This is a genomic window from Actinomadura sp. NPDC048955 (assembly GCF_040649435.1).
Classification (GTDB): domain Bacteria; phylum Actinomycetota; class Actinomycetes; order Streptosporangiales; family Streptosporangiaceae; genus Spirillospora; species Spirillospora luteofluorescens.
This window is the reverse complement of the sequence record NZ_JBEZJI010000038.1, coordinates 61076-86482: the sequence shown is the minus strand read 5'-3', so window position 1 is coordinate 86482 and position 25407 is coordinate 61076. Positions and strand designations below refer to the sequence as shown.

Here is a 25407-nt window from a genome sequence, read left to right as displayed (position 1 = left end):
ATCGTGAAGATCGGCAAGCAGTTGCTGATCACGCGCGGCGCGCTGACGACGTTCTCCATCGCCAACGACATCGCCAAGTACTTCGCGATCATCCCCGCGATGTTCGCCGGCCTGTACCCGGGGCTGGAGGCGCTCAACATCATGCGGCTGCCCAGCCCGCAGTCGGCGATCCTGTCGGCCGTGGTGTTCAACGCGCTGGTCATCGTCGCGCTGATCCCGCTGGCGCTGCGCGGTGTCAAGTACCGGCCGAGCAGCGCCTCCCGGCTGCTGTCGCGCAACCTCGGCGTCTACGGCCTCGGCGGGATCGCCGCCCCGTTCGTCGGCATCAAGATCATCGACCTCGTCATCCGTCTACTTCCAGGGATGTCGTGACATGTCATATCCGACCTGGGTCCGGCAGCACCTGGCCGCGCTGCGCGCCCTCCTCGTGCTGACGGTCGTGTGCGGCGTCGCCTACCCGCTCGCCGTGTTCGCGGTCGCGCAGGTGCCCGGCCTCAGAAGCCGCGCCGACGGCTCGACCGTCTCCCCGCACGGCCGGACGGTCGGCAGCGCACTGATCGGCCAGTCGTTCACCGGCAAGAACGGCGCCCCGCTCAGGCAGTACTTCCAGAGCCGTCCCTCCGAGGCCGGGAACGGCTACGACCCGACCTCGACGGCCGCGAGTAACCTGGGTCCGGAGGACATCGTGGACACCCTGCCCGGCCCGAAGGCGGCCACGGCGGGGGAGAGCGGCGGGCAGAGCCTGCTCACCCGGGTCTGCTCGCGCAGCAAGGCCGTCGGCGACCTCGAAGGCGTCAGCGGGGCGCGCCCGTTCTGCACCCCGGGCGGGGTCGGAGCGGTGCTGGCGGTGTTCGGGCGCCGCGCCGCCGACGGCACGGTCCCGCACCCGACCGGGGTGGTCAGCCTGAACGAGGAGCAGGGCGTGGTGAAGGCACCGTTCATCGCCGCCTACAAGGGTGTTCCCGTACGCCTGGCCAGGCCCGGTGAGGACTACGCCGCCGGCCTGGTGGTCCCCGTCAGGGGCGGCGCCCCCGCCGATCCGGTCGTCCCGGCCGACGCGGTCACCGCCGGCGGCAGCGGCCTGGACCCGCACATCTCGCCCGCCTACGCCGCCCTCCAGACCGGCCGGGTCGCCAGAGCCCGCGGCGTCGCCCCCGGCCAGGTGAAGCGGCTGGTCGAGGACGGCACCGACGGCCGCGACCTCGGCTTCATGGGCGAGCCACGGGTCAACGTCCTGAAGCTGAACATCGCCCTGGACCGGAGGTACCCGGTCCGCGGCTGACCCGGCGACTGGAGGTGTGATGGGGCGCGGCAGGTTGCGCGTCTACCTGGGCTCGGCGCCCGGCGTGGGCAAGACCTACGCGATGCTCGCCGAAGGCGGCCGCCGCGCCGGGCGCGGAACCGACGTGGTGGCCGGCTTCGTGGAGACCCACGGCCGGCCCCGCACCGCCGCGCTGCTGGAGGGGCTGGAGGTCGTCCCGCGCGCGACCGTCTCCTACCGCGGCGCCGACTTCACCGAGATGGACACCGACGCCGTCATCGCCCGGCGCCCGCAGGTCGCGCTCATCGACGAGCTGGCCCACACCAACGTGCCCGGCTCCCGCCACGCCAAGCGCTGGCAGGACATCGAGCGGATCCTGGACGCCGGCATCGACGTCGTCACCAACGTCAACATCCAGCATCTGGAGTCGGTGAACGACGTCGTCGAGCAGATCACCGGCGTGCCGCAGCGCGAGACCGTCCCGGACGAGGTCGTCCGCCGCGCCGACCAGGTCGAACTCGTCGACATGACGCCCGAGGCGCTGCGCCGCAGGATGGCGCACGGCAACATCTACCCGCCCGAGAGGATCGACGCCGCGCTCGGCAACTACTTCCGGGCCGGGAACCTCATCGCCCTGCGCGAGCTGGCGCTGCTGTGGCTGGCCGACAAGGTCGACGACCAGCTCGACCGCTACCGCGCCGACCACGGCATCGCCGGGACGTGGGAGGCGCGCGAACGCGTCGTCGTGGCGCTCACCGGCGGACCGGAGGGCGACACCCTGGTCCGCCGCGCCGCCCGCATCGCCGACCGCACCAAGGGCGCCGACCTGCTGGCCGTCCACGTCGCCCGCAGCGACGGGCTGGCCGGCGTGAGCCCGGCGAACCTGACCCGGCAGCGCGCCCTGGTGGAGAGCCTCGGCGGCAGCTACCACCAGGTCGTCGGCGCGAACGTGCCGGACGCGCTGCTGGACTTCGCCCGGGGCGTCAACGCCACGCAGCTCGTCCTCGGCGCGTCCCGGCGCGGAAAGATCGCGCAACTGTTCTCGCCGGGCGTCGGCGTCCTGACGACGGCGCGGTCCGGCACCATCGACGTGCACCTCGTCACGCACGAGGAGATCGGGCAGGGGCGCCGCTGGAGGGCGCTGCGGGCGGCGGGGCTCCCGGCCGTCCGCCGCGGCGCCGGGTTCGCGCTCGCCGCGGCCGGGCTGCCGCTGCTGACCGTCCTGCTGGTGCAGATGCGCCGGCAGGTGCCGCTGGCCAGCGACATCCTGCTCTTCCAGGCCGCGGTGGTCGGGGTGGCGCTGCTGGGCGGGCTGTATCCCGCGCTGTTCGCCGCGATCGGCGGTTCCCTGCTGCTGAACTACTTCTTCACCCCGCCGACCGGGGAGTTCACCGTCGCCCGGCCCGAGGGGCTGCTCCAGCTCGCCGTCTTCGTGGTGGTCGGCGTGACGGTCAGCACGATCGTGGACGTCACCGCCCGCCGCGGCAGAGAGGCGGCCGGCGCCCGCGCCGACGCGGAGGTGCTGTCCACCCTCGCGGGCGACATCCTGCGCGGCGAGCACGGCGCGGTCACCGCGCGGGGGCGTCCCTACGACGCGCTCGGCGGCATCCTCGAACGGCTCCGCGAGACCTACGCGCTGACCACCGTCACGCTGCTGGAGCGCGACCCCGACGCGCCGGTGACCCCCGACAGCCTCCGCGACCCGGACTGCTGGGGCGTCGTCGCCAGCACCGGCGGCGAGCCCTGCACCAGCCCGGACGCGGGGGAGTCCGGCATCCTCGTCGAGGACGGCGCGCTGTCCCTCGTCCTGCGGGGACGGACCCTGCCCGCCTCGGACCGCCGCGTCCTGGAGGCGTTCGCCGCCCAGGCCGCCGTCGCGCTGCACCACCGGCGGCTCGCCGAGACGGCGCGCCAGGTCCGGCCGCTGGAGGCCGCCGAGGAGATGCGCACCGCGCTGCTCACCACCGTCAGCCGCGACCTGCGCGCCCCGCTCGCCTCCGCCAGGGCCGCCGTCGAGAGCCTGCGCGTCCCCGGCGCGGCCCGGACCGGCGAGCGCCACGACGCGCTGGCCGCCACGGCCGCCGACTCCCTGGCCCGGCTCGACCACCTGGTGGCCGACCTGCTGGACATGAGCCGCCTGCAGTCGGGCTCGCTCGGCATGTCCCCGCGCCGGGTCGCGGCCGAGGAGGCCGTCCCCCGCGCCGTCGGCGAGAACGACCGGGAGGCCGTCGAGCTCCGCATCCCCGAGGGCCTGCCCGCGATGGTCGCCGACCCCGCCCTGCTGCGACGCGTCCTGGCCAACGTCATCGCCAACGCCGTCCGCTTCAACCCGCCGGGCGCTCCCGTCCTCGTCACCGCCAGCGCTCTCGGCGACCGCCTGGAGATCCGCGTCATCGACCGCGGGCCCGGCATCCGGCCCGCCGCCCGCGACCGCCTCTTCCCGCCGCTCCAGCGCCTCGGCGGCCGGGACGACGAGGCCGGCGTCGACCTGGCCCTCGCCCGCGGCCTGGCCGAGGCCATGGACGGCGATCTCACCGCCGAGGAGACGCCGGGCGGCGGCCTGACCATGGTCCTCACCATGCCGACCCGCCCGCCGCGGCCGTCCGCGGAGGCGCCCGCGGCCGCGGCGGGGGACGTCCCGGAGTCCGACCTCGCCGACCCGCTGATCATCGACCGGGTCGCCGCGTGGCGCGACCGCATCGGCCACGGCAAGGACCGCCCGCCCCCATCGGAGCGCCCCCGGCGGGACTGACCGGCGCCGCCACTACAGGGCGGGGCCCCGCCGAATTGGTGGTCGTACCGGATGGCCGGGCGGCCGCGCAGCGGTCATGGTGGAGGAACAGGTCGCCGTCGAGGTGCCGGCCCGCGTGCCGGACCGGCAGGGGAGGACTCATGACCAGGGGCTCCCACCGGGGCGAGTTGCTTCCCGGCTTCCTCACGTGGACGTCGCTGGCCCTCCTGGCCTGCCTCGTCCTGATCGCGGTGCTGGTCATCGCGTCGCTCCGGGTGGTGCCCGAAGGGGAGCGCCTGGTGGTCTCCCGCCTCGGCGGGCCTCCCGCGGTGCGGGGACCCGGCCGGACGCTGGTGGTGCCGGGAATCGATCGCGGGGTGCGCGTCCCCCTGAGATGGGGTCCCCTCGACCTATGGCTGGAGGCCCCCACCCGCGACGGTGTGCTCCTGAGGTTGAGGGCCGTGGCCCTGATCTCGGTGTCCGATCCGGCCCGCCACGCGCTGCGGCCGGTGCCGGAGGCGGCGGCGATCAGCGTCCTCGCGGAGGGCCGCCTGCGCCGCCACGTGGCGGAGCGGCACCTGAACGAGCTGGGCGACCTGCTCCCGGGGCGGACGCACCCCCTGGCCGCCGACCTGGACGCCGCCGTCGCCGAGTGGGGCCTGAAGGTCACCGCGCTGGAGGTCGTCCGGGCCGACGTCCCCCTCCCGGCCCTGCGGCGCTGGCTGACCGGCGAGGCCGCCCGCTGACCACGGCCATCACCATGACGACCGCGGTGGCTCCGCCCAGCGCCATGATCGTCGATGGGGAGGTGCGGTCCATGACGGCTCCGCCGACCAGGGCGCCGGTCGACAGCGTCGCCTGGAACGAGGCCGTGAACAGCACGGACGCCGCCTCCGGGGAGTGCGGGGCCGCTCTGGCGAACCAGGCCTGCGAACAGACCGGGACGGCGCCGTAGCCGACGCCCCACAGAACGAGCAGTGCGATGACGCCCACGTCCCAACGCCCCAGAAGAGGAAGCGCCAGGGTGGCGAAGGCGATCAGACCTCCGGCCGCGCCGAAGGTGGCGTGCGGATGGCGGGCCAGAGCCGTACCGGCCAGGAAGTTGCCCAGGATGCCCGCGGCACCGTAGGCCAGCAGGAACACCGTGATCAGCCCTGGGGGCACATGCGTCACCCGTTCCAGGAAGGGTGTGACGTAGGTGTAGGCGCCGAAGTGCGCGAGGACGACCAGGACGGTCACCAGGAGCGCGTGCCGGGTGCCGCGGCTCCGCATCATGCCGCGCAGCGCTGTGAGGCGGGCGGCCCCCTCCGCGGGCAGCGGGGGGACGAGCACGGCGAGCGCGATGAGCACCGCCACGGACAGCAGGCCCATGACCGCGAAGCTGGTCCGCCAGCCCGCGAGGTCGCCGATCAGCGTCCCCAGCGGCACGCCGAGGACCGATCCCAGCGGGACGGCCGAGAAGACGACCGCCGTCGCCCGGCGCGCCGACCGTGCGGGGACGAGCCGGTCGGCGAGGCCAGCGCCGATCGACCAGAAGCCGCCGATGACCACTCCGACGAGGACGCGTGAGACGAGCACCGCCCAGTACGCCGGGGCGGCCGCGGCGATGAAGTTCGCCGCCGCCAGCAGGAACATGCAGGCGCACAGCATGAGCCGCCGGTCGATCCGCGCCGTCGCGACGGTGACCGCGGGCGCGGCGGCCGCCGCCAGGTAGCCGGGCATGGTCATCATCAGCCCGGCCGTCCCGTCGGAGACGGTGAAGCCGGAGCCGATGGACGTCAGCAGCCCGATCGGGAGGATCTCGGTGGTGACGATCGCGAAGATCCCCATCATCACCGAGAGCACCGCCGGCCAGTGGTGCGGGCCCGGCCGGGCCGAGGTGGGAGGGCCGTCGGCCGAAGCGGTCACGGTTGGCATCGAATTCCGTCCTGTGAGGGGAGTGGTCGCGTCCGCCCACTCAACAGGGGGCGCCGGCCCAGGTCTGGCGGGTTCACGACGTCATGGTCCCGGCGACCATCGCCGAGATCGCCGCCGTGGTGATGCCGCTGGCCGACGACATCGTCTCCGGCCGATCCACGCGCAAGGCGGTCGGGGCGGACTGAGGAGCCCTCCGGGACGTAGGCGACGCCTGGCCGCCCACGCGGAACACCGGGCTGTACCTATTGGTATGTACACTCGTGGCATGAGTGCGAGGGAACGGCTGGTGGAGAGCGCGCGGGAGCTTCTCTGGGAGCGCGGGTACGTGGGGACCAGCCCCAAGACGATCCAGCAGCGGGCCGAGGCCGGCCAGGGCAGCATGTACCACCACTTCGCGGGCAAGGAGGAACTCGCCCGCGCCGCCATCGGCCGCACCGCCGAGGAGATGCGCGCCGCTGTCGACGCGCAGTTGTCCGGGCCGGGGGCGGCCGTCGAACGCATCGCCGCCTACCTGCGCAGGGAGCGGGACGTTCTGCGGGGCTGCCCCGTCGGAAGGCTCACGCAGGACCCCGACGTCATCGGCACGCCCGCGCTGCGCGAGCCCGTCGAGGAGACCTTCGCCTGGCTGCGCGCCCGGCTCGCGGCGGTGGTCCAGGAGGGGGTGGAGCGCCGAGAGCTGGAGCCTTCGGTGGACCCCGCCTCCACCGCGGCCGCGATCGTCGCCACGCTTCAGGGCGGCTACGTCCTCGCTCGCGCGGCCGGCGCCCCGGAACCCTTCGACCAGGCGATCGCAGGAATCCTCGCTCTGCTGAACGCGCGCACCGTCAGCTGACCATCGGAGAAACGGCATGCAGATATCCCACGAACCCCTTGGTGGCGCCGCCGCTCCGTCCGCGTGGTTCACCGGTGACGCCTGGATCGCGCCGGTGGCCGAAGCCGGGGGAGGGGCGGGCGCACAGGTCGACAGTGTCCGCTTCGCGCCTGGAAGCCGCACCGTGTGGCACCGGCATCCGCTCGGGCAGGTGCTGGTCGTCACCGAAGGCACCGGGCGCGTCCAGCGTCGCGGCGGGCCGGTCGAGACCATCCGCGCCGGAGACACCGTGCACATCGCGCCCGGTGAATGGCACTGGCACGGCGCCGCTCCCGACCGTCCCATGGCGCATCTGGCCATCGAGCCGGTGCCGGACGACGGGACTTCCGCCGAGGCCGGGGAGCCGGTCGATGACGAGGAGTACCACGGGGGCCGTGCGGAGGACGTCCCGCCGATCACCCGCACGGTGCTGCTCGACCAGCCGCTGTCGCCACCCCGCGGCACGCACCGGGTCGAGGTCCGCCGCATCGCCATCGCGCCCCGCCAGGCGGCCGGGCTGCACGTGCACAACGGACCGGTCTTCGGCAGCATCGAGACCGGGTCGGCCGTCTACCAGATCGAGGGCGAAGCGGCGGTCGTCCTCGGCCCCGGCGAGGTGTTCCACGAGCCCGAGGGCGCCCGCGTCGCACGCTTCGACGCCGAGGCGGACGGTGTGACGTTCCTCGGCTACTTCCTGCTCGGCGCCGGTGAGGCCGCCGAGATCGAGTTCCCCGGCCGCTGAGCGCGGCGGCGGGGTCAGGCGTCCAGCCGCCGCAACGCGGCGGCGAGCCGCTCCGCCGCCTCGTCGGCGACGGGCCCGAGGTCGCGGCGGTCGCTGACCGAGACCATGACCTGCGGGTCCAGCGCCTCCACGACGGTCTCCTCACCGTCGGCGCGCACGACGACGTTGCAGGGCAGCAGCAGGCCGATCCTCCGGTCGACGCCGAGTGCCCGGTGCGCGAGCCGCGGGTTGCAGGCTCCCAGGATGAGGTAGTCCTCCATCGTCTCACCGAGCTTCTCGCGCAGGGTGCCCCGCACGTCGATCTCGGTCAGCACGCCGAAGCCCTGGTCCTTCAGGACCGCGCGCACCTGCTCGACGGTCTCGCCGAACGGCCGGTGCAGCCGGACGCTGATCGCGTAACCCATGATGCTCCCCCTCAGAGGTGCCTTCCCCGCCGGACCTCGGCTGACGCATCGAGGCGCCGCCAGATACCCCTACCCGTATATGCCGGAGCGGTATCGACCCTGGAATACGCCTTCTCAGGCGCGGGTTCTTATACCCGTAGGGGTATCCGCCCCAGGATGGGAGGCCGTGATGGCGACGACAGAGCTGACGCGCGAGAACTTCGACGAGGTCCTCGACGGCAACGACATGATCCTCATCGACTTCTGGGCGAGCTGGTGCGGGCCGTGCCGCTTCTTCGGGCCGGTGTACGAGCGGGTGTCCGAGCGCCACGACGGCATCGTGTTCGGCAAGGTCGACACCGAGGCCCAGCCGGAGCTGGCCGGCGCGTTCGGCATCACCTCGATCCCCACCCTGATGATCATTCGGGAGAACGTGGTGCTGTACGCCCAGCCGGGCGCGCTCCCCGAACAGGAGCTGGAGAAGCTGATCGACGGCGCCCGCGCGGTCGACCTGGACGACGTGCGGCGCCAGGCCGCCGAGCGCGAGCGCAGCGCGTGAGGGGGAGCGGGATGGAACTGGACAGGGACGCGCTCGACGACGTCGCGCTGCGGCTGAGGCGGGCGCAGGGCCAGATCGGCGGCGTCATCAGGATGATCGAGGAAGGACGGGACTGCGCCGAGCTGGTCACCCAGCTGGCCGCCGTCTCCCGGGCCCTGGACCGGGCCGGCTTCAAGATCATCGCAACCGGGCTGGAACGGTGCGCCGTCCCGGAGAGGGCGGGCACCGCGCAGGCCGCCGCGGACCGCGCGCTGCTGGAGAGGCTGTTCCTCACGCTCGCATGAGACCGGCCCGCCGGACGGGGCCCTCCCGGCGGCCGGTCAGTCCTCGATGGTGATGCCGAGCTCCGCGGCGAACGCGTCCAGCAGGCTCATCGCGTCGCCGCTCGCGACGATCGCCCCCTGGAAGGAACTCAGGCCGGCGACGCCGCGCAGGTCGCAGCCGCGGAACCGGACCGATCTCATCTTCGCCCCCGAGAACTGGGCGCCGCCGAGTCGGCAGTTCTCGAACCGGACGTCGGTCATCTCGGCGGCCTGGAACGTGGCCTCGGCCAGGTTGCAGTCGCGGAAGACGACGTCCCGCAGGCGCGCGTACCTGAAGCCGGTGAGGTCGGCGCGGCACCCCTCGACCAGCACGTCCCGCAGACCGCTCTCGCCGAGCCGCATCCCGGTCATCCGCGCGTTCATGATCCGCACGTTGAACATCCGCGAGTTGAACGCCCGCAGGTTCGCCAGGTCGGCGTCGCCGAACGCGCAGTCGGCGAACCCGGCCCGATGCAGGACCAGCTCGGAGAAGACGGTCCGGGTGAACCGGCAGCGCTCGAACTCGACGTCCTCGACGCCGTCCGGGTCGTCCATGGACAGGGTGTCCGCGCCGTAGTCCAGCGACAGGTACTTGCCGTCGTGCCGGACGTGCCGCTCGACCTTCCCGGCGGGCGTGAGCCCGCGAGGGATCTGGGGAGGCTTGGGCTCTCTCACCGGGGAAGAGGCGGGCATGCGGCCGACCCTACTAGCAGGCGGCCCGCGGCCCGCATCGTCATGAAGGGGGACGGGGGAGGCGCCGGGCGCCGGTATAGGGTGCCCGCGTGCGGATCTCCCAGTACGCGTACTTCACCGCGAAATCGACGCAGATGTCGCCAGCCGAACTGGACGTCGACGAGTACGCCCACGGGTAGTCGCCGCGGCGGCCCATCGGCCGTCGCGTGGGGGTCGTGGCCGGAAGGAAGTGCCGTGCAGGGAGCGTTGCAGGCCGGAGGATGGGGCCTGCTGGCCGGGTCGGCGCTGGTGATGGGGGCCCTGGCCGGATTCCTCGTGCCCGTCCCGGCCCGGATCGTGGCGAGCGTGATGGCGTTCGGCAGCGGTGTCCTGGTGTCGGCGGTGTCGTTCGACCTGATCGCCGAGGCGAACGAGCGGGGCGGGCTGACCCCGACGGCGATCGGCGCGGTGACCGGCGCGGTGCTCTACGCCGGCGCCAACGCCCTCCTGGCCTGGAAGGGCGCCCGGCACCGCAAGCGCTCGGGCGGGCAGCAGCCGTCGGAGGAGCAGCGGCCCGGATCGGGGAGCGCCATCGCGCTGGGCGCGCTGCTGGACGGCGTGCCCGAGTCCATCGTGATCGGCACGAGCCTGCTGGGCGGCGGCGCGGTCAGCCTCGTCACCGTGGTCGCGGTGTTCATCAGCAACGTCCCCGAGGGACTCTCCAGCGCCTCGGGGATGCGCCGCGCGGGGCGCGGCCGCGGCTACGTCTTCGGGCTGTGGAGCGGGATCGCGCTGATCAGCGCCCTGGCGGCGATCATGGGGTACACGGTGCTCGGCGACGCTCCGGACGACGTCCTGGCCGGCATCACCGCGCTGGCCGGCGGGGCCATCCTCACCATGATCGCCGACACGATGATCCCCGAGGCCTACGAGGACACCCACCTGCTCACCGGTCTGATCATGGTCGTGGGGTTCCTGGCGGCGTTCGCCCTGTCCCACGCCTGACCGGCGGGCGGGCCCCGCCTCGTTGACCGGCGGTGTCGGGAGGCGGGGACCATGCCGGCGGGCCACGCGACCGGCACGCCGACACCTCCTTCAGCGCCACGGGCCGTCCTCGTGTCACCCGGCCTGGCGGTCGGCCACCAGGACGCGGCCGGATCCGAGAGACCGGCGGCTGCGGACGGGCATCGCGAGCGCCCCGGCCAGGGTGAGCAGGTCGGTGTCGCCGGCCACCGCGAAGCCCTGCCCGGTCAGCAGCTCGCGCATCGCCGCCGGCGTCCAGGCGGACTTCCAGGGTTCGTGCGCCATCGGGTCGGGCCGCCGGGACAGCCGCCTCATCGCGCGAGCCAGCAGCCGGCCGAGCGAGGCGACCGGCGACGGTGACTGGTAGTTGACGACGAGGCGGCTCCCCGGCGCGGAGGCCCCGGTGAGGTCCCGCACCGTGGCCGCCACCTCGGCGCGGGTCAGGTAGGGGACCACGCCCTCCCAGATCCAGGTGGTCGGCAGGCCGGCCCGATGGCCGGCCGCCTTCAGGGAGTCGCCGAGACTGTCGGCCGTGAAGTCGACGGGTACGAAGGCGACCTCCCCGGCGGGCGACGAGAGGCCCGCGGCGCGCTGCCGCTTGTCCTCCTGGGAACGGGGGTGGTCGACCTCGAACACGGCGGTCCCGGCCAGCTCGGGCATCCGCCAGGCCCGTCCGTCCAGGCCGGCGCCCAGGATCACGACCTGCGGGCTGGTGCGCTCCCTGACGGCGTCGTCGATGGCGACCGTGCGCGGCACCAGGCCTTCGGCCGTCGCCCGCAGGAACTCGTACTCCATCCGGGGGCCCCAGCCCTCGGGGGGCTGTCCCGAGCGGACCCGCTCGACGGCGGCCAGCTCGTCCGGTCGCAGAAGCGCCGACGCGGTGGGATCGGCGAACCGGTCGGGGGCCAGGCGGCCGTGAGCCACGGCCCGGGCCTGGCAGACGAGCACGGCGGTGCGGCTGCCCTCCGTCTTGTCCATGCCGGATGTCCCTCCGTTCCTCGGCCGCGCGATCGCGGCGCACCGTACCCTCATGATGGTGCGGCTCGATCTCATCACGATCGTCGTGGACGACTACGACGACGCCATCGAGTTCTTCACCGGCGCCCTCGGGTTCGACCTGGTGGAGGACTCGCCTTCGCTCACCAACGACGGCCGTCCCAAGCGGTGGGTGGTCGTCCGGCCGCCGGGCGCCGAGACGGGCGTCCTGCTCGCCCGCGCGGACGGCCCGCACCAGGCCGCCGTGGTCGGGAACCAGGCCGCCGGGCGCGTGGGGTTCTTCCTGCGGGTGGAGGACTTCGACGCCGCTCACGCCCGCATGACGGCCGCGGGCGTCGAGTTCGTCTCCCCGCCCCGCACCGAACCCTACGGACGCCTCGCCGTCTTCCTCGATCTGGCCGGCAACCGCTGGGACCTGCTCGGCCCCGCCTAGCGCGTCACGGCCCTAACGACCGGAACCGCGGGTGCGCAGGGCCGACAGCTCCTCGTTCATCGCGCGCAGGAAGCGCAGGACGAGGCGCAGTTCCTCTTCGGTGAAGCCGGCCCGCGCCGCCTCGGTGCTCTCCGCCAGCGGGCGGAAGTACGCGCGGCCCATGGTCATCGCGGACGGCTCGTAGCGCAGATGGACGACCCGCCGGTCGGCGGGGTCGCGCGTCCGGGTGATGTGGCCGAGCCGTTCGAGGCGGTCGAGGCAGGCGGTGACCGCGCCGGAGGTGACGTTCAGCTCCTCGCGCAGCCGCCCCGGGGTCATCGGCCGGCCGGGGGTGCGCAGCGGCGCGTCCATGATCGTGACCAGGGCCTGGACGTCGGTGGGATGCAGGCCGCTCGCATGGGCGAACTCGTGCGCGATCCGGTTGAACTCGGCGTTCATCCGGCGCAGCTCGACGGCGAACGACCGGAGGCCGGCGGGGCCCTCCGTCTCCTCCACTCCCTCGGCCATGCCGATCAGATTACATTAACTCAATCATTGAGATAGTTAATGAGTGAGGTATTTGTGGGTATGGCCGCGGCAGGTCGAACTCGCTGGGAGGAACCGATGCCGAAACCCTCACGCCCCGTCCGCTGGGCGATACCAGCAGTTCTGCTTCTGATATGGCTCGCGATCGGCGGTGCCTTCGGCCCCTACGCCGGGAAGCTAGGCGAGGTCTCCACCAACGACCAGGCGGCCTTCCTGCCGCGCAGCGCCGAGTCCACCCAGGTCCTGCGGGAGCAGCAGGCCTTCGCGGAGAAGGAGACCGTGCCCGCCATCGTCGTGTGGACGGTGAACGGCCAGGTCTCCGACGCCCAGCGCGACGCGGCGACCCGTGCGCTCGCCGGTCTGCGCGGCGCGCCCGGCACCCTCGGGACGCCGTCCCCGGCCCTCCGCTCGGACGACGGCCGGGCGCTCGAGGGCGTCGTCCCGCTCAGGCCCGACCTCGGAGACGAACTGCCGGCCGTGCTCGACCGGGTCCGTGCGTCCGCCGAGACCGTTCCCGGGACGAAGGCGCAGATCAGCGGGCCGGCCGCCACCCAGGCCGACCTGTCGGACGCCTTCGCCGGCATCGACGGGCTGCTGCTGGGCGTCGCGCTCGTCACCGTCCTGGTCATCCTGCTGCTGGTCTACCGCAGCTTCCTGCTCCCGCTCGTGATCATCCTCGGGGCGGTGTTCGCGCTGGGCCTGGCGTGCGCGGTGGTCTACGCGCTGGCCAAAGCCGACGTCGTCCGGGTCGACGGCCAGGTCCAGGGCATCCTGTCGATCCTGGTCATCGGCGCCGCCACCGACTACGCGCTGCTGCTGGCGGCCCGCTTCCGGGAGGAGACGGCCGCGGGCCGGGACCGCTTCGCCGCCGGGTGGGCGGCGGTGCGCGGATCGTTCGGCGCGATCGTCGCCAGCGGCGCCACCGTCGCGCTCGGCCTGCTCGCGCTGCTGCTCAGCAACCTCACCAACAACCGCGCCCTCGGGCCGGTCGGCGCGATCGGCATCGCCTGCGCCGTCCTCAGCGCGCTGACGTTCCTCCCGGCGGTCCTCGTCGTGCTCGGACGGGCCGCGTTCTGGCCCGCGAGGCCGAGGCCCCCGGCCGAGGGCGCCCACGGGGGAAGGGGCCTGTGGGCCCGCGTCGCCCGCCTGGTCGACCTGCACCCGCGCCGCGTCGTCGCCGCGACGGGCATCGCCCTCATCGCCTGCGCCGCGTTCGCCCCGGGGCTGCGCGCCCACGGCGTCCCGCTGGACGAGACGTTCATCAACGACGCGCCCTCGGTCGCCGCGCAGCGGACGCTCTCCGAGCACTTCCCCGGCGGCTCCGGCCAGCCGGCGGTCATCATCGCCAACGCGGCGCAGGTCAAGGCCGTGACCGATGCCGCGTCACGCACCGACGGCGTCGCGGGCGCCGCGCCCGCCGGCGCGTCGGGCCGCCCGGGCGGCCCGCCGAAGGTCGTGGACGGGCGGGTCCGGATCGACGCGACGCTGAAGGCGGCCGCAGACAGCGACGCCGCGAAGGCCGCCCTCAAGCGCCTGCGCACCGCCGTGCACGGCGTCCCCGGGGCGGACGCGAAGGTCGGGGGCTACACCGCCCAGCAGGTCGACACCCAGGACACCGCCGCCCACGACCGGACCGTCATCATCCCGGTCGTCCTGGCGATCATCCTGGTCATCCTGGTGGTGCTGCTGCGCTCGCTGCCGCTGCCCGTCCTGCTCATCGCGACCGTCGCGCTGAACTACGTCGCCACGCTCGGCGTCGCGGCCCTGGTGTTCCGCCATCTGTTCGGCTTCACCGGCCTGGACGCCTCCGTTCCGCTCTACGGGTTCGTGTTCCTGGTCGCGCTCGGCGTCGACTACAACATCTTCCTCATGTCACGGGTGCGGGAGGAGACGCGGCGCTGGGGCGTGCGGGAGGGCGTGCTCCGCGGCCTGACGGCGACCGGCGGCGTCATCACCTCGGCGGGGGTCGTCCTGGCCGCCACGTTCGCCGCCCTGGTCGTCATCCCGCTGTCGTTCCTGGCGCAGATCGCGTTCATCGTCGCGTTCGGCGTGCTGCTGGACACGCTCGTCGTGCGGTCCCTGCTGGTCCCGGCGCTCGTCCGGATGATCGGCCCCAAGGTATGGTGGCCCGCCCGCTTCTCCCACGACCCGCAGGACGCCGAGGCCGTCCCCTCCACCCCGAGAGACAGGTGACGAGGCATGGGCAACACCTTCGGGGCCCTGGGGACGTCCGAGGGTGACCTGTACCTGTCCAATGGCGGCACCGACGTCTTCTTCGACGTGCTCACTCTCGCCGGGTGCGCCCTCGCCGTATCCGCGTGGGAGAGCAATCTCGTGCTGCTCTTCGCGGACGGGCATCGCATCGGCCGCGGCACGGACGGGTTCGATCTGAACGAGCTTCCGTGGACGGCGACCTGGCCGGCGGAGAAGGCTTTCCTGCTGCGCGCCGTCGACCTGGCGATGACATGTCACGGCTGGGACCTCCTCGCCTACCAGCCGCCTTTCGCGCACGACCACCTGCGCCGATACCGGGCGATGGTGGACGGCTGGCCCGGGCCCGTCCCGGTGAGGGCGTCGGCGCCGCGACCCGACTGGACCGTCCCGCCGCCTCCCGAGCAGCTGGAGCGCTGCCCGGAACACGGCATCTACCAGGGCATGCTGGGCTGCCGCCTCTGCGACCCGACCCTCCAGCCACTGCCCGAGTAACGAGTTCGGGGGAGATCACTCCATCCCGAGCGCGCGGTCGAGTGCCCGGACGTCGGAGATCACCCAGTACTCCGCGAACCGGCCGCCTTCGGCGCGCAGGACGTCGTGGCCTTCGAAGGAGACGTCCGTGCCCTCCGGAGCGGTCGCTCCCGGCACGCCGCCCTTGTACCGTCCGCCGAACGTCCAACGGGCGGCGACCTGGTCACCGTCCACGATGGGGCCCACGTCCAGCGTCACCGTGACGCCCTCGAAAGGCGCGTGGCCCTGCCGCAGGACGTCGATCAGCTCGTCGGCGCCGTGCACGTCATGCCCCGGCCAGTGCCCGACGAAGTCCGGCGTGACCAGGTCGCGGGCGAGCCCGAAGTCCCCGGCCCACATCTCCAGCAGCCACCGCTCGTACAACGCGCCGATCACAAGGTCCTCCCGTCGCATCCGTGCCGGCCGCCCGCGCGCCTCAGGACTCGGAGAAGTCGTCGCGCGACAGGCCCTTCTCCGCCATCTTGTCCTCGAGCTCGGCGCCCAGTTCCGTGCGCACGTCCGGTCGCGGCTCCCGGTCCTTGCCGGGCTCCGCCCGGTCGGTGTCCTCCGTCTTCGGAGCGTTCTCCTCCGGCGTGGTCAACTCCGCGCCCCCTCGGTGTCGGATGCAGTCGCCGGATCCTCCGGCCTCCGCATACGGCTACCCGGCCACACCCGGCTCTAACGACCACCACGGGCAAGCCCCGCGCCCGGACCGGGGCCCGGCCGGTGGCGTACGTCACAGTGCCCGCGCTGTCACGCGGGACGGGGCACCGGCATCTCCATGGGCGTCAGGACGCCGCGCGGGACGGTCCGCGCGGCGCGCACACCAGCAGGCTAGGAGCAAGGCATGGAACCCAGTCTGAACCTGATGACCAACGAGTTCGCCGCCAAGGTGGGCAAGCGCTTCGCCGCCGTCAGCGTGGCGATCCAGCAGTCGTCGCTGCCCCGCGACCTCCAGGAGCTGGTGATGCTGCGCGCCAGCCAGATCAACGGCTGCGGCTGGTGCGTGGACCTCCACACCAAGGACGCCGCGGCCGCCGGGGAGACCGCGGTCCGGCTGCACCTGGTCGCCGCCTGGCGCGAGTCGACCGTCTTCACCGAGCCCGAGCGGGCCGCGCTGGCGCTGGCCGAGGAGGGAACCCGGCTCGCCGACGCCCACCAGGGCGTCTCGGACGCCACGTGGGCCCGGGTGCGCGAGCACTTCGACGACGACCAGATCGCCGCGCTGGTCTACCTGGTGGCCATGATCAACGCGGCCAACCGGCTGGGAGTGATCCCGCGCAACCAGGGCGGCTCCTACGAGCCCGGCATGTTCGCCGCCCTGGAGAACTGACCGGCGGATCGCGCGGGACGTGCCCGGGAACACTCCGTTCCCGGGCACGTCCGGCGTGGGGCCACGAGCGAACGGGCCGGCGCTGAGGGGTCCCCGGACGAATGTCATGGCCGGACGCCACGATGGGGCGGGACAATCGACGAGGAGGCCGGAATGTCGTACCCGAAAGAGCTCTTCCACGGGGACACGGGCGAGGTCAGCGGCACGTTGCGGAAGGGCGACGCCGCACCCGACCTGCTGATCGGTACGCGCTCGAAGGTGCACTACCTGGCCACGGGCGAGTCCACGGGCGGGCAGTACGGGCTGTACCGGTGGGACATGGGAGCCGAACCCGGCCGCGGCGCGGGCGCGCACTTCCACAGGACGATGTCGGAGTCGTTCTTCGTCCTGTCCGGCGCCGTCGCCCTCTACGACGGGGACCGCTGGGTCGAAGCCTCGCCGGGAGACTTCCTCTTCGTCCCGCCGGGCGGGATCCACGCGTTCGACAACCCGCGAGGGGCGGCTTCGATGCTGGTCCTGTTCGCCCCCGGCGCTCCCCGCGAGGCCTACTTCGAGGAACTGGCCGAGATCGTGGAGAGCGGGCGGCGGCTCAGCGAGCAGGAGTGGACCGACCTTTACCACCGCCACGACCAGTACATGGTGTGAGCGGGCGGCCGTGAACCTGGGGGAGGCGGAGGGCACGAGAACTCTCCCCGCCACTCTCAACGTATAGCGCACCGGGGGGCTTGCGGCAAGACCCCGGTCGTGCCGCAGAATCGGCGGCCGAACCGGAACCACAGCCATCGACCACGAGCCGGAGCCGATACGTGAATCCTTTGACCGCCAGCGTGTTCGACCTCCCCGGGCGCCTGTCCTCCAAGGCCGACCCGGCGCTGATCGAGCGCGACGAGCGGCATTTCGCGGCCATCGCGGAGAGCCTGGACCAGACGATCGCCGACCTGTCCGACCGCCTCGAGGCCGAGCGCCGGGCGCCGGGCGGGATCGGGCAGGGGGCCATGGACCGGGACATGGAGATCCACCGGCTGGCCGCCCGCCTGCGCACGCTGCGCCGCTTCGGCCTGGACCTCTGCCTCGGGCGCATGGTCGGCGCGGACGGCTCCGAGCCCGTGTACATCGGACGCCTCGGCCTCACCGACGGCACGGGCCGCCGGCTGCTGCTCGACTGGCGCTCGCCCGCCGCCGAACCGTTCTTCGGGGCGACCCACGCCGACCCGATGGGGCTGGCGAGCCGCCGCAGGTACCGCTGGACCCGCGGACGGATCGGCGACTACTGGGACGAGGTGTTCACCGCGGACGGGTTCGCCGGGCACGCGGCGCTGGACGACCAGTCCGCGTTCATCGCGAGCCTGGGGAGCGACCGGTCGGACCGGATGCGCGACGTGCTCGGCACCATCCAGGCCGACCAGGACGCGATCATCCGCGCGGGATCGCGCGGCGCCCTCGTCGTCGACGGCGGCCCGGGGACGGGCAAGACGGTCGTCGCCCTGCACCGCTCCGCCTACCTCCTCTACTCCGACCCCCGCCTGGGCCACCACCGGGGCGGCGTGCTGTTCGTCGGCCCGCACCAGCCCTACCTGGCCTACGTGTCCGACGTGCTTCCCAGCCTCGGGGAGGAGGGCGTGCAGATCTGCACCCTGCGCGACCTCGTCGCCGAAGGGGCCGGGGCGGAGGTCGAGACCGACCCGGAGGTGGCCCGGCTGAAGTCGTCCGCCGACATGGTGAAGGCGATCGAGAAGGCGGTCGCCTTCTACGAGAACCCGCCCACCGAGGGGATGGAGGTCACCTCGCACTGGGGCGACGTCTGGCTGAGCCCCGCAGACTGGGCCGAGGCGTTCCAGGCGCCGGAACCCGGCACGCCGCACAACGAGGCGCGCGACCGGATCTGGGAGGAGCTGGTCACGATCCTCGCGGACAAGCACGAGGGCGAGGCGTCGCCCGACCTGCTGCGCCGGTCGCTCCGGCAGGACCGGGAGCTGCGCACCGCCTTCAACCGGGCGTGGCCGCTGATCGAGGCGGCCGACCTCGTCGGGGACCTGTGGTCGGTGCCCGCCTACCTGCGGCTGTGCGCCCCCTGGCTCGGCGCGGACGAGATCCGCCGGCTGCGGCGTGAGGACGCCCAGGCCTGGACGGTGTCGGACCTGCCGCTCCTGGACGCGGCGCGGCAGCGCCTCGGCGACCCGGAGGCGTCGCTGCGCAGGCGGCGCCACGAGGCCGCCGTCGCCGCCGAGCGCGAGCGCATGGGACAGGTCGTGGACGACCTCATCGAGGTGGCCGATGACGAGTACGGGACGGGGCTGGTGACGATGCTGCGCGGCGAGGACTTCCACGACGCCCTCGTCGACGAGAGCGCGCTGAGCGCCGCCGACCCCGACCTGCTCGCCGGCCCGTTCGCGCACGTCGTCGTGGACGAGGCGCAGGAGCTGACCGACGCGGAGTGGCAGACGCTGCTGCTGCGGTGCCCGTCCCGGAGCTTCACGATCGTCGGGGACCGCGCGCAGGCCCGGCACGGCTTCACCGAGTCGTGGCGGGAACGGCTCGAACGGGTCGGGCTCGACCGGATCGACCTGGCCTCGCTCAGCGTCAACTACCGGACGCCGGAGGAGATCATGGCGGAGGCCGAGCCGGTCATCCGGGCCGCGCTCCCGGACGCCAACGTGCCGGCGTCGGTCCGGTCCACCGGCGTCCCCGTCGTCCACGGACCGGTCGCGGACCTGGACCGGATCCTCGACGCCTGGCTCGCCGCGCACGACGACGGGGTCGCCTGCGTCATCGGCGATCCCGCGTTCCCGGGGCGGCCCCGCGTCCGGTCCCTGACCCCGGAGCTGGCCAAGGGGATGGAGTTCGACCTCGTCGTGCTCATCGACCCGGACCGGTTCGGCGACGGCGTCGAAGGAGCGGTCGACCGCTATGTCGCGATGACCCGGGCGACCCAGGAGCTCGTCGTCCTCACGGGCGCCTGAGCCCGCCGGGCCCGAGGGTCAGTCCCCGACCTGGCCCATCCAGCTCGGTGCGTCGAGGCCGGCGAGCAGTTCGCGCAGCAGGCCGGCGAGTTGCTCGCGGCGGTCGGGGGCGAGGTGGCCGATGAGGCGGTCCTCGGCCGCGAGCAGGTCGGCGACGACGCGGTCGAGCAGGGCGCGGCCCTCCCCGGTGAGGGTGACCGCGCGCGCGTGGTAGCCGGAGCCGACGGTGGTCCGCTCGACCAGCCCGGCCCCGGCGGCCCGCTCCACGCGCTGGGTGATCGCCCCGCGCGTCACCATGCAGGCCTCGGCCAGCTCGCCCGGGCTCATCCGGTACGGCGGGCCGGAGCGGCGCAGCGTGGACAGCAGGTCCAGCGTCGCGACGTCCACCCCCTGCCCCGCCAGGAGGCGGCGGCGCTCGTCGCCGAAGATCTTGGCGGCCCACCAGATCCGGGTGACGACCCCGATCGACTCCACCGGGACGCCCGGCAGTTCGCGCCGCCAGGCGTCCTGGATGGCGTCGGCGCCGTCGCGGGGCGGCTCAGCGGCCACGCTCGGCCCCTCCGTTGACCTGGATGATCTGCGCGGTGACGTGACGGGCGCCGGGCGAGGCGAGCCAGTGCACGGTCTCGGCGACGTCCCCCGGCGTCCCGGCCCGCCCGGTGTGGGTCTGCGCGATCTGCGCCGCGCGCCGCTCGTCGCTCATCGCGTCGCCGAAGAACTCGGTGTCCTCGATGTAGCCCGGGGCGACGACGTTGACGGTGACGCCGCGGGGCCCGAGGGCGGCGGCGAGATCGCAGGCGTAGGGGTGCAGGGCCGCCTTCATCGGGCCGTAGGACGAGCCGCCCGAGCCGCGCAGGGCCGCGATCGACGAGACGAACACGACCGCCCCGGACGGGTTCAGCAGGTCGCGGAACGCCTCGGTCGGCAGGACCGACGTCAGGACGTTGATGCGGAAGTTGCTCGTCCACCGCTCCGCGACGCCGGCGGGCCCGCCGTGGTTGTCGGCGTTGCCGCCCGCGTTGTTGACCAGCACGTCGACGGAGCCGAAGCGCTCGGCCAGTTCGGCGCGGACGCGCTCGACCTCGGCCGGGTCTCCCAGATCCGCCGGCAGCGCCGTGCCCCCGATCTCCCCGGCCGCCCTCTCCAGCACCTCCGCGCGGCGGCCGATGACGACCACCTGGTCACCATCGGCCGCGAAGCGCGCCGCCACCGCTTTGCCGATGCCGGTGCCGCCGCCGCTGACCACGATCGTGCGCGCCATGTCGAAGCCTCCTTGAGTTTAGGTCTAAATTCAGCCTAGCAGGAGACCCGGGCGCCGCCCGGCGCGCCCTCAGCCCGCGGCTCGCCTCACCAGCTCGGCGATCCGGGCCTCGCCCTCGGCGTCCAGCTCCGGCAGGGCGAAGGAGGTCGGCCACATGGCGCCGTCGTCGAGGGCCGCGACGTCGCTGAACCCGAGGGTCGCGTACCTCGTCTTGAACTTCGCCTTGGCCTGGAAGAAGCAGAGCACCTTGCCGTCCTTGGAGTACGCGGGCTGGCCGTACCAGAGCCGCGGCACGAGGTCCGGCGCGGCGGCCCGGACGATCTCGTGCACCCGCTCGGCGATGGCGCGGTCCGCCTCGTCCATCTCGGCGATCTTGGAGCGGACGTCGCTCTCGCCGTCGGCCTTGGCCCTGCCCGGGGCACGGCGCGCGGCCTTCTTCAGCTCCTGGGCGTGGTCCTTCATCGCGGCCCGCTCCTCGGCGGTGAAGCCGTCGAACTTCTCGCCGGGCGCCGTGGTGCTCTTGCCGGTCTTCTTCGTGTCGCTCATGGTGGGATCCTCCTGGTCGGTGATGGTCGTTCCTGGACGGGGCGGGCTCAGCCCCACGCGCCGGCGATCTGCCGGGTCGTGGCGTTGAGCCGGTTGAACAGGTTGGTGACGCCGATCATCAGGACGATCGCGGCCAGCTCCTTCTCGTCGAAGTAGGTGGCGGCGGTGTCCCAGACCTCGTCGCTCACGGCGTCGGCGCGGTCGGCCAGCCGCGTCGCGGCCTCGGCCAGCGCCAGCGCCGCCCGCTCCTCCTCGGTGAAGTACGGGGCCTCCCGCCAGGCGGCGACGGTGGCCAGCCGCTCGTCGGTCACCCCGGCCTTGCGGGCCGTCTTGGCGCCGGCGTCCACGCAGGCGCTGCAACCGTTGATCTGGCTGACCCGCAGGTGCACCAGCTCCAGGGTCTCCTCGGAGACGCCGCCGGAGTGCACGGCCTTGAACAGCTCCTGGATGGGCTGCATCGCGCCGGACAGGACCATGGCGGGGTTCTTCATACGGGACTGCATCTGCGTTTCTCCTCTGTGGTCGCGCCCCGTTCCCTCGGGGGCATGACCCAATCACAGCCTCCGCGGCCTACGATGACGACGCCGGTGGGACACCGTGGGACAGTCGCAACGGCCTTGAGCAGCGAAGACGCCCCCCGCAGTTGTGCCGCCGCGGTGGGACGGAAGGCGGGGGAACGGTGGTCGTGCAACAGCATCGGGCGGAGAAGGCCGACCCGCAGGGCGAGCTCGCGGCCCGGCTGCGCATGCTTCAGGAGGTGTCCGGACGCGGCGTCCGGGCCCTCGCGCGGGACGCCGGGCTCAGCTCGTCGTCGCTGTCGCGCTACCTCAGCGGCCAGACGGTGCCGCCCTGGACGGCGGTGATCGCGCTCTGCCGCCTGCTCAAGCGCGACCCCCGCCCGCTGCGCCCCCTCTGGGAGCGGGCCTCCAGCCCGCTGCCCGCGCCGCCGAAGACCAGCCGCCAGGTCCACCCCCCGGCGCCGCCCGCCGGGGCGCCGCGCCCGCCCCGCAACGACCTGCCGCGCGACGTCCCCGACTTCACCGGACGCGAGGCCGAGCTCAGGGCCGTGCTCGCCGCGGTGGACGCCGGCCGTGTGGTCGCCGTGGACGGCATGGCGGGCGTCGGCAAGACGTGCCTGGCGGTGCACGCCGCGCACCGGCTCGCCGCCGGCTTCCCCGACGCCCAGCTCTACGTCGACCTGCACGGCTTCACCGCCGGGCGGGAACCGCTCGACCCCGACCCCGCGCTGCGGACCCTCCTCGCCGCCCTGGACGTGCCGTCGGAGAGGATCCCGCAGGAGGGCGGCATCGAGCCGCTGGCCGCCTGCTGGCGGTCGGAGCTGGCGCACCGGCGCGCCGTCGTGGTCCTCGACAACGCCGTGGACGCCGACCAGGTCCGCCCGCTGCTGCCCGGCGCCGGCCCGTCCGTCGCGCTGATCACCAGCCGCAACCGGCTGCTGGGCCTGGAGGAGGTGCCCCCGGTGTCGCTGGACGTGCTGACGCCGCGGGAGGGCGCCGAGCTGCTGGCCCGCGCCAGCGGCGACCCGGGCGGGTCCGGCGGCCGGCTGGCCCGCGAGCCCGAGGCCGCCGCCGAGGTGCTGCGGCGCTGCGGCCACCTGCCGCTGGCGCTGCGGCTGGCGGCGGCGCGGCTGCGGCACCGGCCGGGCTGGACCGTGGGGATCCTCGTCGAGCGGATGGCCGAGGGCGCCACGGAGTTCGACACGGCGTTCGCGATGTCCGTGCGGCAGCTGGACCGCGGCCGGCGCCGCTTCTTCCGGCTGCTGGGGCTGGTCCCCGGCTCGACCTTCGACGAGCACGTGGCGGCGGCGCTGGCCGGCGTGCCGGTGCGCGACGCCCGGGCGATGCTGGAGGACCTCCTCGACGCGCACCTCGTCCAGCAGCCGGCGGCCGGCCGCTACCGGCTGCACGACCTGGTGCGCCAGCACGCGCGCCGCGCCGCCGCCGAGCACGACCCGGCCGCCGAGCGGGAGCAGGCGCTCGGCCGGGTCCTCGACTACTACGTGCACGCGGCGGCCGCCGCGGACGCCGCGGTGTCGTACCTGGCCCCCGGCCCGGAGGTCGCGGCGGGCCCGCCGCCGGCCGACCTGCCCGAGTTCGCCGGCAAGCACGCGGCGCTGCTCTGGTTCGCCACCGAGTACACCAACCTGATGGCCGTCTTCGAGGCGGCGGTCGCCGCCGGGGCCGACGCGCACGTGTGCGAGCTGCCCCGCCACATGCGGGCCTTCTTCGCGCGGCGCTGCGGCACGACGCACCTCAACGTCCTCTTCGAGCGCTCGCTGGCCGCCGCGCGGAGGCTGGACGACCCGCTGCAGCTGGCCGAGGCGCACAGCGACCTCGGCTTCGCCCGCTACAACGCGGGACGGATGGCCGAGGCGGACGCCGCGTACGAGGCGGCGGGGCCGCTGGTGTCCCGGGCCGGGAACGCCAGGACCGAGGCCGAGCTGACCATGCGCCGGGGCTACCTGAAGTGGGACGAGGGCCGCGTCGAGGAGCCGCTCGACCTCTTCCGGCGTGCGGGCAGGCTCTACGAGGACGCCGGCTGCCCGGCGGGCACGGCCCACGCGACCGCCTACGAGGCGTGGGCGATGCTGCAGCTCGGGCACCGCGAGGAGGCGGCGCGGCTCGCCCGCGCCGTGCTGGAGATCCCGCACGGCGACCCCGCCTGGCCTCCCGCGCTGACGGCCCGGATCACCCTCGGCGTCGCCATCGCCGCCGACGAGCCCGGCGAGGCGACGGGGCACCTGGAGCGGGCGCTCGCGCTGGCCCGCGAGGACGGGCACCGGCACAACGAGGCCTGGTGCCTGAACTGCCTGGGCGTCGCCCTGCGGCAGGCGGGCCGGTACGAGGAGGCGCTGGCCGCGCACCGCCGCGCCTTCGCCCTCCTGGACGAGCTGTTCGAGGAGCACTGGAAGATCCACTTCCTCTACGGCCATGCCGAGACGTGCCGGCTGGCGGGCCTGCCGGAGGAGGCGCTGCGGCTGCACACCCAGGCGCTGGAACTGGCTCCGAGGCTGGGGTACCGGTACGCCGAGGCGCTGGCCAGGGAGGGGATCGCCGCCGTCCTCGACGCGACGGACCCGGCCGCGGCCGCCGAGCACCGCGCGGCCGGGCAGGCCATCCGGCGGGACCTCACTGTTGCGGAGGCCGGATCCGGGGCATGACCCGGGTGTTCCGGTTCGAAGGGGGCTCTGGTGGAACGACAGGCATGGCCGCGGCTGCGCGTCGCCGACTGGACGCCGACGCGCGACACGCTGCACATGTGGACGCAGATCGTCGGCAAGGTGCGGCTGGCTCACGCGCCGCTGGTGAACCACTGGTGGAACGTGACGCTGTACGTCAGCCCGCGCGGGCTGACCACGTCCGCGATCCCGTACGACGGGGGCGCGTTCGACATCGAGTTCGACTTCGTCGACCACCGCCTGCGGTTGCGCACCTCGGACGGCAGCCTCCGGGAGTTCGAGCTCGCGCCCATGCCGGTGTCGCGGTTCTACGCCCGGACAATGGAGGCCCTGCACGAACTGGGGATCGAGACGCACATCCAGGCGCGCCCCAACGAGGTCGACCCGGCGATCCCGTTCGAGGAGGACCACCAGCACTCCTCGTACGATCCCGAGGCGGCCCACCTGTTCTGGCACCAGCTGCTCCAGGCGTCGCGCGTGCTGGGGGAGTTCCGGTCCCGCTACATCGGCAAGGTCAGCCCCGTGCACTTCTTCTGGGGCGCCATGGACCTCGCCTGCACGCGCTTCTCCGGGCGGGACGCGCCCGAGCACCCGGGCGGCGCACCGAACTGCGGGGACTGGGTGATGGTCGAGGGCTACTCGCGGGAGCTCAGCAGCTGCGGGTTCTGGCCGGGCGGCGGCGAGGAGGGGGCCTTCTACGCCTACGCCTACCCCGAGCCCGCCGGGTTCGCCGACCGTCCGGTGGGCCCGTCCGGTGCGTTCTACAGCAGGGAGAACGGCCAGTTCCTGCTTCCGTACGAGGCGGTGCGGGAGGCCCCCGACCCCGACCGGGCCCTTCTGGAGTTCCTCCAGGGCACCTACGAGGCGGCTGCCGACCTCGGAGGATGGGACCGCGCCGCGCTGGAGGCCGACCCGGCGCGATGGGACCACAAGTCCCGCGAGAGCACCTGAGCCCGGGGCGCCGCCGGAGCCCGCGCCGGCCGTGGCCGA

At 73.8% G+C, this 25407-nt stretch carries 27 protein-coding genes and 1 pseudogene; 17 read left to right on the top strand and 11 right to left on the bottom strand.

The window, feature by feature from the left end; translation table 11 throughout:
• The 4 genes and pseudogenes from AB0C84_RS30000 to AB0C84_RS29985 form a co-directional block, all read left to right on the top strand.
• Nucleotides 1-372: pseudogene (locus tag AB0C84_RS30000) on the top strand (potassium-transporting ATPase subunit B); the annotation flags it as partial.
• Nucleotide 373: 1 nt separating this feature from the next.
• The gene (locus AB0C84_RS29995) at nt 374-1282 is read left to right on the top strand and encodes a potassium-transporting ATPase subunit C (RefSeq protein ID WP_361073057.1); all 909 of its coding nucleotides are present in this window, start codon (nt 374-376) and stop codon (nt 1280-1282) included.
• Nucleotides 1283-1301: 19 nt separating this feature from the next.
• On the top strand, nt 1302-4013 hold the full coding sequence (locus AB0C84_RS29990) for a DUF4118 domain-containing protein (RefSeq protein WP_361073054.1): 2712 nt from the start codon (nt 1302-1304) through the stop codon (nt 4011-4013).
• A gap of 140 nt (nt 4014-4153) precedes the next feature.
• Complete coding sequence (locus tag AB0C84_RS29985) at nt 4154-4738, top strand: SPFH domain-containing protein (RefSeq protein WP_361073051.1); 585 nt, start codon at nt 4154-4156, stop codon at nt 4736-4738.
• On the opposite strand, the gene AB0C84_RS29980 is transcribed toward AB0C84_RS29985, so the two are convergent.
• The gene (locus AB0C84_RS29980) at nt 4659-5900 is read right to left on the bottom strand and encodes an MFS transporter (protein WP_361073048.1); all 1242 of its coding nucleotides are present in this window, start codon (nt 5898-5900) and stop codon (nt 4659-4661) included. The genes AB0C84_RS29985 and AB0C84_RS29980 overlap by 80 nt on opposite strands.
• 274 nt (nt 5901-6174) lie before the next feature.
• Here AB0C84_RS29980 and AB0C84_RS29975 point away from each other — a divergent pair, with 274 nt between their 5' ends.
• Together AB0C84_RS29975 and AB0C84_RS29970 are read left to right on the top strand one after the other, a co-directional pair.
• A complete protein-coding gene (locus AB0C84_RS29975; protein ID WP_361073045.1) occupies nt 6175-6741 on the top strand; it encodes a TetR/AcrR family transcriptional regulator in 567 nt (188 codons plus the stop codon).
• A 16-nt stretch (nt 6742-6757) separates the two neighbouring features.
• Nucleotides 6758-7501 carry a cupin domain-containing protein gene (locus AB0C84_RS29970; protein ID WP_361073042.1) on the top strand — a complete coding sequence of 248 codons (744 nt, stop codon included), beginning with the start codon at nt 6758-6760 and terminating at the stop codon, nt 7499-7501.
• A gap of 14 nt (nt 7502-7515) precedes the next feature.
• Here AB0C84_RS29970 and AB0C84_RS29965 read toward each other — a convergent pair whose 3' ends face one another.
• Nucleotides 7516-7905, bottom strand: coding sequence for a DUF302 domain-containing protein (locus tag AB0C84_RS29965; protein WP_258944282.1), 390 nt, complete (start codon nt 7903-7905; stop codon nt 7516-7518).
• A 169-nt stretch (nt 7906-8074) separates the two neighbouring features.
• Between AB0C84_RS29965 and trxA the strand changes: the two genes are divergently transcribed.
• The gene (trxA, locus tag AB0C84_RS29960) at nt 8075-8443 is read left to right on the top strand and encodes a thioredoxin (protein ID WP_361073039.1); all 369 of its coding nucleotides are present in this window, start codon (nt 8075-8077) and stop codon (nt 8441-8443) included.
• 11 nt (nt 8444-8454) lie between these two features.
• The gene (locus tag AB0C84_RS29955) at nt 8455-8727 is read left to right on the top strand and encodes a metal-sensitive transcriptional regulator (protein WP_361073036.1); all 273 of its coding nucleotides are present in this window, start codon (nt 8455-8457) and stop codon (nt 8725-8727) included.
• Between the two features lie 36 nt (nt 8728-8763).
• Here the strand turns inward: AB0C84_RS29955 and AB0C84_RS29950 are convergent, their stop codons facing one another.
• Nucleotides 8764-9438, bottom strand: coding sequence for a pentapeptide repeat-containing protein (locus AB0C84_RS29950; protein ID WP_258944280.1), 675 nt, complete (start codon nt 9436-9438; stop codon nt 8764-8766).
• Nucleotides 9439-9672: 234 nt separating this feature from the next.
• Between AB0C84_RS29950 and AB0C84_RS29945 the strand changes: the two genes are divergently transcribed.
• Nucleotides 9673-10422, top strand: coding sequence for a ZIP family zinc transporter (locus tag AB0C84_RS29945; protein ID WP_361073033.1), 750 nt, complete (start codon nt 9673-9675; stop codon nt 10420-10422).
• Between the two features lie 114 nt (nt 10423-10536).
• On the opposite strand, the gene AB0C84_RS29940 is transcribed toward AB0C84_RS29945, so the two are convergent.
• The gene (locus tag AB0C84_RS29940) at nt 10537-11418 is read right to left on the bottom strand and encodes a class I SAM-dependent methyltransferase (RefSeq protein ID WP_361073030.1); all 882 of its coding nucleotides are present in this window, start codon (nt 11416-11418) and stop codon (nt 10537-10539) included.
• 52 nt (nt 11419-11470) lie between these two features.
• Here AB0C84_RS29940 and AB0C84_RS29935 point away from each other — a divergent pair, with 52 nt between their 5' ends.
• Nucleotides 11471-11869 (top strand): VOC family protein, encoded by a 399-nt coding sequence (locus tag AB0C84_RS29935; RefSeq protein WP_344435142.1) that lies wholly within the window; start codon nt 11471-11473, stop codon nt 11867-11869.
• A gap of 12 nt (nt 11870-11881) precedes the next feature.
• Here the strand turns inward: AB0C84_RS29935 and AB0C84_RS29930 are convergent, their stop codons facing one another.
• Nucleotides 11882-12376, bottom strand: coding sequence for a MarR family winged helix-turn-helix transcriptional regulator (locus AB0C84_RS29930; RefSeq protein ID WP_361073027.1), 495 nt, complete (start codon nt 12374-12376; stop codon nt 11882-11884).
• A 96-nt stretch (nt 12377-12472) separates the two neighbouring features.
• On the opposite strand from AB0C84_RS29930, the gene AB0C84_RS29925 reads away from it, so the two are divergent.
• Together AB0C84_RS29925 and AB0C84_RS29920 are read left to right on the top strand one after the other, a co-directional pair.
• On the top strand, nt 12473-14587 hold the full coding sequence (locus AB0C84_RS29925; protein WP_361073024.1) for an MMPL family transporter: 2115 nt from the start codon (nt 12473-12475) through the stop codon (nt 14585-14587).
• A gap of 6 nt (nt 14588-14593) precedes the next feature.
• On the top strand, nt 14594-15100 hold the full coding sequence (locus tag AB0C84_RS29920) for a hypothetical protein (RefSeq protein ID WP_361073021.1): 507 nt from the start codon (nt 14594-14596) through the stop codon (nt 15098-15100).
• Nucleotides 15101-15115: 15 nt separating this feature from the next.
• On the opposite strand, the gene AB0C84_RS29915 is transcribed toward AB0C84_RS29920, so the two are convergent.
• Together AB0C84_RS29915 and AB0C84_RS29910 are read right to left on the bottom strand one after the other, a co-directional pair.
• Nucleotides 15116-15514, bottom strand: a complete 399-nt coding sequence (locus AB0C84_RS29915) for a nuclear transport factor 2 family protein (RefSeq protein WP_361073018.1) — start codon at nt 15512-15514, stop codon at nt 15116-15118.
• Nucleotides 15515-15554: 40 nt separating this feature from the next.
• Complete coding sequence (locus AB0C84_RS29910; RefSeq protein ID WP_361073015.1) at nt 15555-15719, bottom strand: hypothetical protein; 165 nt, start codon at nt 15717-15719, stop codon at nt 15555-15557.
• A gap of 246 nt (nt 15720-15965) precedes the next feature.
• On the opposite strand from AB0C84_RS29910, the gene AB0C84_RS29905 reads away from it, so the two are divergent.
• The 3 genes from AB0C84_RS29905 (at nt 15966) to helR (ending at nt 19411) form a co-directional block, all read left to right on the top strand.
• A complete protein-coding gene (locus AB0C84_RS29905; protein WP_361073012.1) occupies nt 15966-16451 on the top strand; it encodes a carboxymuconolactone decarboxylase family protein in 486 nt (161 codons plus the stop codon).
• A 153-nt stretch (nt 16452-16604) separates the two neighbouring features.
• A complete protein-coding gene (locus AB0C84_RS29900) occupies nt 16605-17096 on the top strand; it encodes a cupin domain-containing protein (RefSeq protein WP_361073009.1) in 492 nt (163 codons plus the stop codon).
• Between the two features lie 161 nt (nt 17097-17257).
• Nucleotides 17258-19411 (top strand): RNA polymerase recycling motor ATPase HelR, encoded by a 2154-nt coding sequence (helR, locus tag AB0C84_RS29895; RefSeq protein WP_361073006.1) that lies wholly within the window; start codon nt 17258-17260, stop codon nt 19409-19411.
• An 18-nt stretch (nt 19412-19429) separates the two neighbouring features.
• Here the strand turns inward: helR and AB0C84_RS29890 are convergent, their stop codons facing one another.
• The 4 genes from AB0C84_RS29890 to AB0C84_RS29875 form a co-directional block, all read right to left on the bottom strand.
• The gene (locus AB0C84_RS29890) at nt 19430-19960 is read right to left on the bottom strand and encodes a MarR family winged helix-turn-helix transcriptional regulator (protein ID WP_361073003.1); all 531 of its coding nucleotides are present in this window, start codon (nt 19958-19960) and stop codon (nt 19430-19432) included.
• On the bottom strand, nt 19950-20672 hold the full coding sequence (locus tag AB0C84_RS29885) for an SDR family oxidoreductase (RefSeq protein ID WP_361073000.1): 723 nt from the start codon (nt 20670-20672) through the stop codon (nt 19950-19952). The genes AB0C84_RS29890 and AB0C84_RS29885 overlap by 11 nt, the downstream gene beginning before the upstream one ends.
• Nucleotides 20673-20741: 69 nt before the next feature.
• Complete coding sequence (locus AB0C84_RS29880; RefSeq protein WP_361072997.1) at nt 20742-21218, bottom strand: DUF1801 domain-containing protein; 477 nt, start codon at nt 21216-21218, stop codon at nt 20742-20744.
• A 47-nt stretch (nt 21219-21265) separates the two neighbouring features.
• Nucleotides 21266-21721 (bottom strand): carboxymuconolactone decarboxylase family protein, encoded by a 456-nt coding sequence (locus AB0C84_RS29875; protein ID WP_179841948.1) that lies wholly within the window; start codon nt 21719-21721, stop codon nt 21266-21268.
• Between the two features lie 182 nt (nt 21722-21903).
• Here AB0C84_RS29875 and AB0C84_RS29870 point away from each other — a divergent pair, with 182 nt between their 5' ends.
• A complete protein-coding gene (locus tag AB0C84_RS29870; RefSeq protein WP_361072994.1) occupies nt 21904-24399 on the top strand; it encodes a tetratricopeptide repeat protein in 2496 nt (831 codons plus the stop codon).
• Nucleotides 24400-24429: 30 nt separating this feature from the next.
• Entirely contained in the window at nt 24430-25368 is a 939-nt protein-coding gene (locus tag AB0C84_RS29865) for a DUF5996 family protein (protein ID WP_338743577.1), read from the top strand.
• Nucleotides 25369-25407 lie beyond the last annotated feature (39 nt).